The 13,736-nt window shown below is 60.7% G+C and carries 13 protein-coding genes; all 13 read left to right on the top strand.

All coding sequences use genetic code 11. The annotated features are described in order from the left end of the window. The first annotated feature begins 10 nt into the window (after window positions 1–10). The 13 genes from B5D62_RS19880 (at window position 11) to B5D62_RS19945 (ending at window position 13,458) form a co-directional block, all read left to right on the top strand. Window positions 11–979, top strand: a complete 969-nt coding sequence (locus tag B5D62_RS19880; protein WP_085935671.1) for a major capsid protein — start codon at window positions 11–13, stop codon at window positions 977–979. A 59-nt stretch (window positions 980–1,038) separates the two neighbouring features. Beyond that, window positions 1,039–1,644 (top strand): hypothetical protein, encoded by a 606-nt coding sequence (locus B5D62_RS19885; protein ID WP_085935672.1) that lies wholly within the window; start codon window positions 1,039–1,041, stop codon window positions 1,642–1,644. Window positions 1,645–1,647: 3 nt separating this feature from the next. Then, on the top strand, window positions 1,648–4,008 hold the full coding sequence (locus B5D62_RS19890) for a phage nozzle protein (protein ID WP_085935673.1): 2,361 nt from the start codon (window positions 1,648–1,650) through the stop codon (window positions 4,006–4,008). 267 nt (window positions 4,009–4,275) lie between these two features. Beyond that, complete coding sequence (locus tag B5D62_RS19895; protein WP_085935674.1) at window positions 4,276–4,749, top strand: hypothetical protein; 474 nt, start codon at window positions 4,276–4,278, stop codon at window positions 4,747–4,749. Then, the gene (locus tag B5D62_RS19900; protein WP_419188797.1) at window positions 4,742–5,314 is read left to right on the top strand and encodes a virion core protein, T7 gp14 family; all 573 of its coding nucleotides are present in this window, start codon (window positions 4,742–4,744) and stop codon (window positions 5,312–5,314) included. The genes B5D62_RS19895 and B5D62_RS19900 overlap by 8 nt, the downstream gene beginning before the upstream one ends. After that, window positions 5,314–7,257: a hypothetical protein gene (locus tag B5D62_RS19905; RefSeq protein WP_085935676.1), complete on the top strand. Its 1,944-nt coding sequence runs from the start codon at window positions 5,314–5,316 to the stop codon at window positions 7,255–7,257. The genes B5D62_RS19900 and B5D62_RS19905 overlap by 1 nt, the downstream gene beginning before the upstream one ends. A gap of 159 nt (window positions 7,258–7,416) precedes the next feature. Beyond that, window positions 7,417–11,037, top strand: a complete 3,621-nt coding sequence (locus tag B5D62_RS19910) for a hypothetical protein (protein WP_139373981.1) — start codon at window positions 7,417–7,419, stop codon at window positions 11,035–11,037. A 2-nt stretch (window positions 11,038–11,039) separates the two neighbouring features. Continuing rightward, a complete protein-coding gene (locus B5D62_RS34380; RefSeq protein ID WP_085935678.1) occupies window positions 11,040–11,771 on the top strand; it encodes a phage tail fiber domain-containing protein in 732 nt (243 codons plus the stop codon). Window positions 11,772–11,848: 77 nt separating this feature from the next. After that, window positions 11,849–12,142, top strand: a complete 294-nt coding sequence (locus B5D62_RS19920; protein WP_139373982.1) for a hypothetical protein — start codon at window positions 11,849–11,851, stop codon at window positions 12,140–12,142. After that, window positions 12,139–12,387: a hypothetical protein gene (locus tag B5D62_RS19925; protein ID WP_085935680.1), complete on the top strand. Its 249-nt coding sequence runs from the start codon at window positions 12,139–12,141 to the stop codon at window positions 12,385–12,387. The genes B5D62_RS19920 and B5D62_RS19925 overlap by 4 nt, the downstream gene beginning before the upstream one ends. A gap of 298 nt (window positions 12,388–12,685) precedes the next feature. Continuing rightward, on the top strand, window positions 12,686–12,898 hold the full coding sequence (locus B5D62_RS19935) for a hypothetical protein (protein ID WP_085935682.1): 213 nt from the start codon (window positions 12,686–12,688) through the stop codon (window positions 12,896–12,898). After that, window positions 12,899–13,126: a hypothetical protein gene (locus tag B5D62_RS19940; RefSeq protein WP_085935683.1), complete on the top strand. Its 228-nt coding sequence runs from the start codon at window positions 12,899–12,901 to the stop codon at window positions 13,124–13,126. A 2-nt stretch (window positions 13,127–13,128) separates the two neighbouring features. Then, window positions 13,129–13,458: a hypothetical protein gene (locus tag B5D62_RS19945; protein ID WP_085935684.1), complete on the top strand. Its 330-nt coding sequence runs from the start codon at window positions 13,129–13,131 to the stop codon at window positions 13,456–13,458. The last annotated feature ends 278 nt before the right edge of the window (window positions 13,459–13,736 follow it).

Here is a 13,736-nt window from a genome sequence, read left to right on the forward strand (position 1 = left end):
ATAGGAACCTATGTCCGAATCCAACATCTATACGCCTTCCAATCCCGGCCTTCGCAACGGTGGCTCCGATCCTTACGAGCTGTACCGTACCGTATTCCCGGGCGAAGTCCTGGAAGCCTATGACCAGCTCCGCATCCTCTCGCCGCTGGTGTTCACCCGGACCATCACCATGGGCAAGGGTGCCGAGTTCCCGGCCATCGGTCGCGCCAGCTCGCGGTACTTCAGCCCCGGTGAGCGACTGACGGGTCAGGGCCAGATCGCCATGGGCCAGCAGCTCATCAACGTGGACTACCCGCTGATCTCGGACCTGTTCATCCTGGATTTCGAGGATGCGATGATCCACTACGAGCTGCGCTCTCGCTACGCTCATCAGCTTGGGGAAGCTCTCGCCAACGGCGACGACAAGGACACGGCTATTGTGCTCTACAAGGCGGCGCGCCTCTCGACCGACCTGACGGGTACGCTCCCGGGCGGCACGCAGATCGCCGTCTCGAACATGAACACGGATGGCGGTGTTCTGGCCGACGCGATCTTCGATGCCGGTATCGATATGGATGTGAAGTCGGTTCCCGCCTCGGATCGGCACGCTGCCCTTCCTCCGGTCCAGTACGCCCTCGTCGTCAAGAACGGCAAGGCTATCGACCGCCAGTACAACAAGCCGGACATGAGCAACGGCACCTACGCCTCTGGTGTCGTGAAGGAAGTCAACGGCACGCCTATCCACAAGTCGCTGCATCTGCCGAACGGAACCAACATCACGACCAATCCGACCGGCGCTCGCAACGACTACACGGGTGACTTCACCAAGTCGGTGGGCATCGTGTTCCACGGTGAAGCCGCCGGTTGCGTCCGCCGCTGGGAGCTGGAAACGCAGATGGAAACCCGTGTGGATTCCCAGGGTACGTTGCTGGTGGGCCGCATGATGCACGGCAAGGCTCCGCTGCGGGGCGCTTGCGCGGTCGAACTGGCCACTCCGTAACCAGCGGATCAACACTTCTCGGGAGGAGGGGGAGAAATCCCCTTCCTCTCTTTTTCCCTATGGCTGACGCCCTAGACCTCTCAACACCTACCACGCAGCTCGACGCCGTTAACTGGTCGTTGCGGGCCAACGGGTTTCCTCCCATCAACTCCCTCTCGGGGGTCATCGGGCGAGATGCTTCAGCGGCCCTTACCTGGCTGGCGGATGCTACGCGCGAACTGTGCCTCAAGGGGTTCTGGTTCTGCCGCCGCCACGTCTCCCTGGTGCCCGATGATAACGGCTACCTCAATCTCCCGGGCAACTGCCTCAGCATCGCCTCTCCGAACTGGCACGATCTGTGGCGCGAGGGCTTATTCCCTGACCCGGGAATGAGGGACGACTGGCTTCGCCTGCGCCCCGTGATGCGGCAAGGTAAGGTCTTCTCGGTCATCAACCAGACCTACGTGTGGACCCGCCCGCTCACGATCCTGATGCGCGAGGCGATCAACTTCGAGGATATGCCCGAGGAAGCCCGACGCTACCTCCAGGTACTTGCCGCTTCGTATCTCAATGGGGGCACTCTGCGCTCCCCCGACGTGGACAAACGTCTGCAACCACTGCTTACCCTGACGTGGGATGCACTCATCGACGCTGAGTTGGAAAACTCCGATCATAGGTTCCTTTAGGCCATGATTGTCAGGGGCTCAGTCCCCTCTCTTATCCAGGGTATCTCCCAACAAGTTCCTTCACTGCGCCAGCCGGGTTACCTGGATGACGCGGAGAACATGTACGGCACCATCATTGAGGGCCTTTCGAGGCGTCCCGGTGGTGACCACGTAACGACGTTTGCAGGGTTGACCAATCCAGTGGCACATCACTGGTTCCTGCGAGACGCCAACAACCGCTTCAAGATCGTCGTGGATGGTGGTCAGCTAAAGATATGGGACTTCAACGGCTCGCTGCGGACTGTCACTGCGCCTGACGGTTGGGACTACATCTCCGGAGCGTCGTCCCTCGGCTTCGTCACGATCAAGGACTACACGTTCATTTGGGATCGCGGGAAGACCGTCCAGATGACAACCGATGTGGAGCCCCAGGAGAACTCCGCCGCCGTGGTTTGGCTGAGGCAGGGCAACTACAACACGCAATACACGGTGAACGTAGGCTATCCAGCAAATGCTCCTACGTGGTATTCGGCCAGCTATATTACGAGCGCTACGGATAGCGGGACGATCAAGCTGACGAGCATCATCTCCCAGCTTTACGGAAGCCTCTCGCTCCCCGCCGGGTTCAGCAAGGGGTACGTCAACAACTCCCTGCTTATCAATCGCGCGGACCAGCAGGACTTCATTGTGACAGTCAGCGACAACGCCACCGGGCAGGATATCGTCGCCGTGCGGTCATCAGTGGAGAAGACCACAGACCTCCCGACGATTGCTCTCGTGGGCCAGCACGTCACCATCAAGGGTGACCTCACGTCCGATATTGACGACTGGTATGCGCGGTTCGTGCCCACGAGCCCAACGGGAACTGGACTTCAGCCCGGCGGATGGCAAGAGAGCGCTAAGCCGGGAACGTCAACGACCTTCGATGCAAGCACGATGCCCCACGTCCTCACCTTCAACGCGGATGGTACGTTCACCTTCCGAAAGGCAACGTGGGGAACGCGGGTCGCCGGCGACGAGACCAACGATCCCAAGCCCTCGTTTGTGGGTGCTCAGATCACCGATATCAGGGCCATCAAGGGCCGCCTTGGGCTGCTGACCTCGGTTGGAACCATGGTTTGCTCACGCCCGGATGACGAGTTCAACTTCTGGATCAAGAGTGCCCAGCAGCTCACGGACGGCGACCCTATCGATATCGCCCCGGATTACCCCAAGAGCTTCGTCTTGAAGGGGGCCGCGGAGTTCCAGGCTGGTCTCGTATTACTGGCCGACGAGGTGCAGTTCCTTGTGACGGACGGAGGCACGTTCGGGCCTCTCACCGTGGCCACCAAACCACTGTCGGCCTACAACCTCCAAGTCCAGAACGGTCTCCTCCCGCTTCAGCAGGACCGCATCGTGTGTGCGCTCAAGCGGACCAACTCGACGGGCCTCCAGTCGTTCCTCGCGCCTACCGGGTCGCTGGCCTCGATGGTGTTCGATGAGGCATCGGCAGAGGTCCCCACGCTGCTCCCGGGGAATGTCGAATGGATTGCGGGAAGCTCCACGGAGAACGTGGTGGTGATCAAGGTGGATGGCGATTCCAACCGCCTCTACGTCTACAAGGAGAGCACCGACAGCGGCAAGGTGATCCAATCTGCGTGGATACCGTGGCGGTTCATCAACCGGACGCCAATAGCGGGCACGTTCATTGATGCGGACTTCTATGTGGTCCTCCGGGACAGCAACAACGTCTACACAATGGAACGCTACTCGCTTCGTCCGTTCGAGCGCGATCAGATCACTTGGCCGATCTACCTTGATCGCCGGGTGGCCCTAACCACTGACGCATTCACGGCAGTAGGCGGATCAACGACCGTGACGCTGCCATGGACCGCTACGCTAGGTGAGGATGTTTACTACGTTCCCACGCAAGGTCCTCAAGCTGGCGCCGTCTTCAAGGCATCTGCCAAGGGACCAAACAGCGCCACCTTCCCGGGCCTCTTCAGTGGGCCTGGAGTGGTTGGCGTGGGTGCTCCGAGCTTCGCCACCGTAGGCACCTTGTACTGGCGCAAGTACATCATGGGAGGTGGCATCGAGAACGTCACCAACGGCGTTCTGCAAATCCTCCGAGGCAAGGTGAGCTACGCGGAGAGCGGTCCATTCTTCATCAACGTCATCCACACGGACCGCGCCGATCCGTTCCAGGAACTCGTAGGGGTGCCTCTCTTCGGTGATGGCGGATACCAAAGCCCGCTGGACCTCCTGGGAGGTTCTCAGGACTTCCCCGTTGGGCAGATCAACGACCGCGTGAAGATACAATTCTCATCCGGCGAGAGCCCCATGCCCATGCGTATCGGGAGCTTCGAGTGGGTGGGCGATATGAACCTCACCGCAAGGCCGCTGTAATGCAGTGCCCAAAGTGTGGAGACAGTGAATGTTGGAGGGACAGCGTAGACGTAGGAGTTGGGAGAATCTTTGGGCCTTGGGGCTGCCCTACGTGCAGGTGGTCAGAGGACCCGGACTATGATCTCTCCGAAGGTAGAGACCCGGTGAACGAACGAGGCGGCGTAATTGACCAGTATGGTGGATACCATCCTCCCGGTTCATCTATGGCGCTTGCTTATCGAATGTCCCGCTTGGCTAATGAGTAGAATTAGCCATTGCGGTAGATACATGGTGTGGCCGGCGGAGATAGGGGACGCAATCACGGTACTCACGGACCTCTCAGAGGTAGAAGAAGAGGAGCGCGTTCGGCTGGGCATCAACGACTTTGAGCCCACCTATCGACAAGTGGATATGGGCCGGGTGTTCGTCGTGGTGGCCTCCAAGGCTCCCCGAGTTGCCCTCGCGATCTTCGGGGTGAACGAGCACGGGTTCATCTGGTTCCTTCCCTCGCAGTACGCGGTGGAGCACCACGGGCGAATGCTGGCAGACAAGCGGATGTGCCGCTGGTTCATTGAGCACTGCTTCGCCCTGGCTGGCCCCGAGGTGAAGACGCTTTACAACGGCGTTACCCCCGAGGGAACGAAGATCATCAACTGGCTGAAGAAGAGTTGCGGTGCACGGTTCTCTAACACTCCAGTCCCAACGGAGCACAACGGGGCATTAGCCCTTCCCTTCTTCATCGATAGGCCGAACCATCTGTGATGCAGGCGCGCTCTTCGGAGCACAGGTTCTATTCTCCCTAGGCGGCGCTCTCGCCAGCTCGGGGCAGCAAATGTCCGCTTACAACAAGAAGGTCAACGCGGCCAACGCGGCGGCGGACGCAATCGATAAGAGCACCGTCTTCCAGTATGCCATGGACGGCCTCCAGGAAATCCAGGTGCAGAACCAAGCGCAGATCAAGGAAGGCCAAGCGAGGACGAAGCTCGATGCAGCCACGGGCGAAGCCGCAGGGGCCGCCGCGTCGGGAGGCGTAACCGGGAACAGCGTGCAGGAACTCTTCCGCACCTACGCGGTCGCTACCGGCAAGGACATCTCAAACATTCGCTCGGATGCCGAAGGGCAGATCGCGCAAGGCGAGGCCCAGAAGAAGGGCCAGCAGATGAGCGCCCAGAACCAAATACTCAACATCGCTGAAGGGCTGCCCGACAATCCCTCGAATGCCATCGTGGGCAACTTCATCGCGGCTGGCTTGGGGATCGCCAAGGATTACATGGCGGACACCACGAGCACCCCGGGTCGCGGCATCTTCGGTAGGAGCTTCGGCTAATGGCTGACACACAACGCGGTATCGCTCCCGGCCAGCGCCAAGAGGTCAACATCCCAGGTGTGGGCCTCGGTCCCGCTCCGGGTGTATCCGCTCGGCCGGTTCCAGTCGCTCTCCCCGGTGTCGTCAACCCGGACACCTCGGCCTCTCAGGCATTGCTACGCGCGCTCGACATCGGTGCGGGGAACCTGGACGGGTTCGGCAAGGAATACCTGAAGGATAGCCGCGAGGAAGAGTTCAAGCTTGGGCAGATGAAAGCCCAGGAGAGCCAAGAGAAGTTCGCGGACGCTCAGGCGAAGGGCATCATCCCGCAAGGGGCCAACCCGTGGTTTATCAAGGGCTATCAGAACCAGGATGGCCGCGTCACGGGCATGGACGACTACTACAACCAGATGCAGTCCGCGTACCTTCAGAGCCCCGCGAAGAGCAGCGACGATCCCGCCGTCTTCCAGAAGTTCATGCAGGACTTCAAGAAGCAGTACATGGCGACCCTCCCGGCGGACCGCACGGCCGACTGGTGGGACGGCTTCCGGCAAAGCTCAGGGCTGGCCGATGAGCGCATGGCGCGGGAACACGCGAACAACATCACCCAAGCCGTCATCGCGAAGCAGGAGACAAACACGGGAGCCGAGATCAACGCCATCTTGAACACCACGGGTGATCCCAAGGTGGCCGCCGAGCGGATCAACGCGCTCGGAGAGAAGATGCGCCTCGAAGGTATGCCCGATCAGTCGTTCGCCAACGTGGCCGCCCAGGCAATCATCGCGAAGGCCAAAGGAGACGGCAACGCGTCGTACCTCGCGGCCCTTGACAACGTGAAGACGGGCGGACCAGGAAGCTCGGCTACGCTCGCCAGCAATCCCCGTGTGCAGGACGCCCGTGTGTCTACCAATCGGTGGCTCATCGATAAGGCGAGGGGCGACCAGGAGTTTGCCTGGGCGGCTGACAACCATCGCTACCAGATGGAAGTTGTACGTCCCCGAGCTGAAGCCGCGTTCAAGCACGAGCAGGAATCTTGGGCGCACCAGTCGGCAACGTGGGACCGTCAGACGAAGGGCCTGTCCCTCCTGACGCAAATCCAGACAGCCACGATCTCCGATCCGGCCTCCGCCTACGCAACGACCCGACCGCTCCTGGAGAAGCTCGCTGAAGTTGATCCCACGGCGGTCTCCTCGGCTACCTCCTTCGTTGCCTCGTACATCAACGGGACGAATGAAGTGGCGGCCAGCGCTGAGGCTCCCGTGCTCGCTGATCTTCGGAACCAGATCATCTCCTCGGCGGGCAATCCCCTGGGGCAGCTTGAGGCGATGAAGAGCATCAACGATGCGGTAGCGAACAAGAAGATCAACGCGCGGTCCAGCAACGACCTCTTCGCGATGGCTCAGCACATGGCGTCCTATGATCCGTCCCTGGTGCGCAAGATAAACTCCCCCGAGATGAACGACCTGAAGTCCTCGGTGAAGTCCATGCTGACGAAGAAGGAGAACAACCCCTTCGGCCTGCTTGATGCCAAGGGAGCTAACGACTTCATGATGATGACGGACGCGATCAACAACTCGGCCATGGAACTGCTCAAGAAGAAGCCGGATGCGACGGCCCTTGAACTACGGGCTGAGGCTGAGAAGACGATCAACGCGCTGATGCCGACGCTTGTCCCATCTGGGAACACGAACTCCCTGGATGAGCTGGGCCGTAAAGCGCAGTCGGCCGCCAGTGGGAACCCCGGGGCTAAGCCTGAGGAACTCTCCGCAGTGGTTGGCCGCATCTCCCCGGCGGACAAGTCGCAGATCGTCCGGGAGGCCGCGCAGGCGCACGCCCAGGGACCGCAGGCGTTCCAGCAGTTCATCACTAACCTAGATCAGCAGCTAGGTAGGCCGGGCATCACGGCTGCCATCATCGAGGATGCGAACAATCCCCCTGCTACCGCCAAACCGAAAAAGAAGTGATAGGCCCCAAAGGTGGATGACGCTCTCGTTCAACGGATGAAAGCGGCAATAGCCGCACCGCCTCAGCAGCAAACCCCGGACAACTCCGCCTCCTCTCAGCCCGACGCTCAGCCACCGATCGATCCAGGCCAAGGCATGGGTAACCCTGAGTTTCAGGGGATGCCTACCGAGGTCACCTCCGATCCCACGTTCCAAAGTAGCATGATGGCTACCGCGCTGGCCCCCTTGGGTGCCGTCCGGGATGCCGCCCAAGGCGCTATCGATACGGTAAAGGACGCACCCTCTCCGTTCGCTCCGCTTGACCGCATGATGGGAACTCAACGGCCGAAGTTCCCGGAGGGTTCGCTGGAGCTTCCCGAGGTTCCGCGTGCTGACGAGAGCACAGGCTATGGGCAGGCCGTCAACGCGGCGAGAGACATCGGCCGCTTCATCGTTGGTTTCCTCGGGGCTGGCACGGTCCTGAAGGGACTGGGGATGGCCGAAGGTGTCGGCACCGCTATCGCCTCGGGCGGTATTGGCGACTTCCTTGTCACGGGTGCCCACGATCAGCGCCTCGTGGACTTCTTCGATACCGTACCCGCACTCAAAGGGCCGGTGCTCGATGCCCTCGCGGAAGCGGGCTCTGGAGAAGGTGATAGCTGGGTACGGAAGATCGAAGCGGCTGGTGAAGGTGTGCTCGCGGGAGCTGCCATTGAAGGTGTCGTCAAGCTCGTGGGAGGGCTCCGGAAGGTAGTCCAGGCGCAGCTCACGGGTGACGCTGAGGCGGTCAAGAAGGCCGTCACCGAGGCCGAACCGGAGTTGCAGCAAGGGCTCGATGCGGTAACGAAGGAGCACCCCGAAGGCGAACCTCTGGCGAAGAGCCCGACGCCTCCCGAAGAGCCCGACAACGTAGAGGTCAAGACCAACGGGGACAGCTTCGAGCATCCCGACAACGGAGACACCCCGCTTCCCCTGAGCGACAACGCAAAGTCGGAGATCAAGGCGGCTTCCGAAGGTGGCGACGTGCACTTCGACAAGCTCTCTCCGGAGACGCAAGCCGAGGTGAAGGCGTGGCTCGAAAAGAACCCTGACCTCGTTCCTCCCGCTCCGAAGCCGAAGTACGAGCCCGCGTTCAAGCTGGACGATGCCCAGAAGGCCGACTTTGAGAAAGCCCTGGAGACTTCCCTTTCGGTCCCCTACGCGACCCTCAAGGCGGAAGCTCCTGGCTCTGCCCTGGAAGACACGCTCGGCAACTACTTCAATTACCGCCGCATGGACAGCCCGGACGCCGTGAAGCTCTCCCTCTCGCAACTCGCGGAGATGATGGCTCCGAAGATCGATGAGGTATCCGGGGGAGCCAAGCAGACGTTTGCTCGTGTGCAAGAGCTGGCCGACTGGGTGGGCTCCAAGCCCGATGTGCTTATGGGCTCCCTTCAGCAGCTCACGGGTCAGTCCGAGAATATGCCGGCGCTTGTCGTTGCCGGTAAGACCTGGATGCAATCCCTCACGAACGACATCTTGAAGATCGCCAAGATGGACGCGGCCGGTCTCGCGACGGATGCCGACAAGGTTTACATGGACCAGATGACGAACGTCCTTATGGACCTCGTGGGGACCGTCAAGAGCGTTCAACGAGCAGCGGCTCGCACGACAGCAGCCGGGAGGATCGCCACGGGGAGCGGCCTGGAGGCGGCTGACGCGGCAACGCTCAGGGGCCAGCTTGGGGACAAGAACTTCAAGCTCATTGGAAACCTCTTGGGCCTCACGGACGGCAACCCGGGAAGCGTTATCAAGCTCCTTGAGCCGACGCTCGGTCAGAAGATCATGGGCGTGGCTAACGAGTTCTGGATCAACTCCGTACTCAGTGGTTGGCCCACTCAAGTCGTGAACCTCGCCGGCAACGTGCGTAACACCTTCCTGTATCCGCTCTATCGGATGGCAGGCGGCGCACTCACGGCCGACAAGCAAGCACTCCAGGTTGGCATGGCTCAATACGCCGCGCTCCGTAGTCACGTCTTTGATAGCTTCGAGATGGCTCGTCGTGCGCTCGTCTCCAACGCCCCAGTGCTCGATGCGGCGGGACAGCAGGTAGAGGCTCACCCGGGATGGATACGGGCCGGGACCTTCGGGCTTCAGGACGACAACATCTTTGGTGTGGGCGTGAACTGGCTGGGCAAGGCCATCGGTATGCCTACCCGGTTCCTCACGGCCTCTGACGAGTTCTTCGCCCAGTTGAACTATAGGGCATCCGTGGAAGCTCGGGCTCGTACCGAGGCGTTCCGTACCGGACTGAGCGACAAGCCTTCAATCCCAGTCTCGATTGATGGGAAGGTCAAGCTCGTCTCTCCGGTGGATCAGTACGTCAAGGATGCCTTCGAGGAAGCGTTCAACCCTGCCAACGGTTCCGCGTTCGGAGCCGAAGGAGAGCTGCTCAACTCCGCAGCCATGGCCGACAGCCGGAGGGCTCGCTTCACCCAACCGCTCAAGCAGGATGCCAACTGGTTCGGTGCTACCAAATCGCTTGGGGAGATCGTCAACGGCGCGGCGAACTCGATGCCATGGTTCCGCCACGTCGTGGCTCCCTTCACGAAGGTTCCGACCAACCTCTTCCGAGAGATGATGTACGAGAGCCCGGCGGCTCCGCTTCGCGCCCAGTTCTGGCACGACGTGCAGCAAGGCGGAGAGCGGCGTGCTGATGCCATCGGCCGCTTGTCGCTCGGCTCGATGTTCTCGGCTGGCGTCTCAATGCTGGTAGCGGAAGGCGTCATCACAGGCAAGGGACCGACCGATCCGCAGCTCAACAAGCAGTGGCGGGCGGCGGGTAACCAGCCGTATTCCATCCGCTTGCGGGGAGCTGGGGAGAATGGTCAGGACCTCTTCATCCCGTATCAGCGATTCGATCCGGTGGCCGGCATCATGGGCATCATCGCGGACGCCTCCTACATCATGGCGCACGTTGACGAGCGCACTCAGAACAGCCTCGCTATGTCCATTGGCTTGTCTCTGGCGGCCAACTTGAATGCGAAGGGCTACCTCCAGTCCATGACGGACCTCATGGGAGTTCTTCGGTCTTCCCAGCAGGCAGACGGACCGAGCACCGTGCAATCGTTCCTCAACAGTCGCGCGGCCTCATACATCCCTCGGGCGATCTCCAGCTTCAACACGGACGACACTCTGCACCAAGTCCGGGGCATGATCGATGCCATCGAGAACCGCATCCCCGGGTTGGCCTCCAAGCTCGATCCTATGCGGGACAATCTCGGGGACAAGATGACCACTCCGGTGGGTTGGCCGTGGCGAGAGATCAACCCGTTCTCCCTGGTGGAGGGTAAGACCAGCCCCGCACGTAGCGAGATGGCCTACTGGGGCGAAGGACCTACCAAGACGCGGTTCATGATGCCGAGCCCTTCGGTGGGTGGCGCTATCGATCTGCGGGACTTCAAGAACCCTCGCACAGGTCAGTCCGCTTATGACCGGTGGATGGAACTCGTGAGCAATCCGGGAGGCAACCGGAAGAGCGCCGAGGAATCCATCAACGCGCTGGTGTCAAGCGACGCCTACAAGAACGCCAAGAAGAACGGCGTTGAAGATCCAATTTATCGCCAGCATCCCGCCGCTCAGATGATCAAGGACGAGCTGCAACGTCACTACGAAGCGGCCCACACACAGATGCTCTCTGAGCCCGGCTTTGAGAACCTTCGCGGTGCGCTGGCGCAGTTCTCGGCAGCACAACGAGCGGTCCCCCTGGGGGCTCCCACGCCGACTAACCCCACGCTCCAAGACCTCCTCAACAACAAGTAAGTGTGCCTTACGCCTATGACACTCACCCCGGCGACGGACTAACCACCGCCTGGGACTTCACGTTTGAATATCTAGACCAAAGTCACGTCTTTGTTGATGTGGACGGCGTGGTGGTTGCTGGCACGTCTCTTGTCGGCCCTAACCGCATTGCGCTGCCTTCGGGAGCCACCCCTCCGCCAAGTGGAAGCAACGTTCATATCTTCCGGAAGACGCCCCTGACGCCGCTCGCTACGTGGCTCCCAACTACGCTCAACGATGCCGAGACGAACCGAATATCTCAGCTTCAGACGCTTTACGCCACGCAAGAGAACCAAGACGAGATCGGGCGACTTGGTAACACCTATGACATTCCGCAGCTCATTGCGCAGGCGCTCGCCTTCGGTGGAGTGTGGACTGTCCCGGGTCCGGCGGGTCCTCCGGGAGCTACTGGTCCGGCTGGCGCTACTGGTCCGGCTGGTCCGGCTGGCGCTACTGGTCCGGCTGGTGCTCAAGGACCGGCTGGTCCGGCTGGGCCGTCAGGGGTTGCCTCGGTGGCTAACCTGGGTTCCGGCGTAGCGCTTGCGGGACTGGCTACAGGAGGTGTGCTCAACATCCGCTCGATCAACGTCCAGACGATCAACACGGGAGCTTATCCAGGCGGAACCCCAGGCGGATGCACCATAAGCGTCGGCCTTGGAGGAGACGGCACTCTATTCATCACTCTATATCAAGGTTGGAACTCTATCGGCCCCTGATGCCTACCGTAAACTCTTCCCATGGCATTGAGCTACCTTCTCCGGTTCGCATTGGCAGGCATACAGTAGGGTTCGCCTTGATCCACCCCCAGGAAGCTGATGAGGCTCGCGTGTGGGGCTACTACGATCCCAACGGAAAGCGCATCGTGCTCGATGCCGGTATCTCCGGATTACGCGCCGTGGAAGTCGTCATACACGAACTGACGCACGCCCTCTATCACCTCAAGTCGGTTAACCCGCGCTGGGGCGAGGAGAAGACCGTTACGGCATTCGGGCTGGGCTGGGCGCATCTGCTTCGAGACAACCCCAAGCTCCTGCTCTGGATCATCGCGCACATCCTCAAGACCAACAAGACGGAGGTACTGACTTGAGCGGTAAGTCTAACCGCACTCGTACCGAGGAACTATTCGACCACTTCGTTGATCGGTTGATCGACGTGGTTAAGCCGGGAGCCGCTGGGACTAAGCCAGTGCCGGATGCGGCCTCGCTCAACGTCGTCCGCCAGTTCCTCAAGGAGAACAACATCCAAGCTGACGACGACAAGCACGAGGGCGTTAAGACCTTGAAGAAGCACTCCCTGCCATTCGCGGAGGACCCGGGAGAAGGTGACCTCTAATGGCAGCAGCTCTTCTCATTGAGGGGTCGGCCAATGGAGCCAACTCCTGGAGCGCATCTTCTTCGTTTCGAGGGAGAGTTAACGCGTTCGCTGATGCTGGAACGTGGACCGGCACTATTTCGGTGCAGCGGAGGTTCCTGAAGAGCACAGGAACTTACACCAATTGGCTTTCCTTTATTGAGTTCACCGATGGTGGTGGCACTGAAACCTTCGTGGAGCACGAGGATGGTGTTCAATACCGCATCGGAACTATCCTCGGAGTTACCGGAGGGCCGGTCTATGTCAGGTTGTCTCAATAATGACCATGCGTAAGGACAGGGTGCCGCCGAAGAAGGCGCGCAAGCCCGCCGCGCTCATCATCGCGGAGGCCCGCCTCGCCACCCTTGAGGGCGACGTGTCGGAGATCAAGAAACTCCTCTGGAGGGTTGCCTTCGGCGTGATCGGGGCACTCCTGACTACTGTGGGCACCCTGGCGGTCAGCCTACTCCGCTGGCCGTTGGCCGCGCACTAGGTGGACCCTACACAAGCCACCACGGCGATCCTCACTCCCTGGGCTCAGTACGGGATCGTTGGTTCCGTTGTGGTGGCGCTTGGCTTTACCACGGTGTTCCTCGGTATGTGGATCAAGTCGCTGGTCAACCGTCAGCTCGATAGGCTGGAACGGGACCTCGACGAGAAGAACCAAGCCTACGAGCGCCTCGTGGAAAGCATCCGCAAACGAGAGAAGGACCCTCAATAGAAATGGACAAGCTACTCAGCTTCCTTCCGTCGTGGGTTCCCCTAGCAGCCATCGGGATTCTTCTCGTGGTGCTCGCGGGCGGAGCCTGGGCGTTGAAGACCTCATGGCAGAACGAAGCCCTAGCGAGCGCACAACTGGAGCAGTTCAAGAAGGATGCCGCGCTGAGCGCTAAGGCACTCGAAACAAGGGACGCACGGATCAAACAGGTGGAAGCCGAAGCGGCGACCGCCAAACAAAGGATTGCGAATGCGCCAATTACTGCGACTTGCGGGCCTGTTGTGCGTGATGCCGCTGACAGCGTGCGGCACCTCCTTGGGGGGAAGACACCCTGACGCTTCGCTTCTGACGAAGTGCGAACGCCCGATTGCCCCGAGCGACAACCCCACGGACAACGAAGTAGCCAACGCGTGGAACGATGCAGTCGAGAAGTATCTGATCTGTGAAGCGAAACACGATGCTCTCGTCTACTTCTTCAACGGGGACAAGTGACCGCCATCGGTACGGCCCTTCTGGCCCTCTCAATCTCCTATGCCATCGCTGGTGAACGATACGCCCATCCTGAAGACCGCATATCCGTTCTGAAGCACGCGCTGGTTGGCGGCGCAGTTGG

Origin of the sequence: Enhydrobacter aerosaccus, assembly GCF_900167455.1 — a bacterium.
Classification (GTDB): Bacteria; Pseudomonadota; Alphaproteobacteria; order Reyranellales; family Reyranellaceae; genus Reyranella; species Reyranella aerosaccus.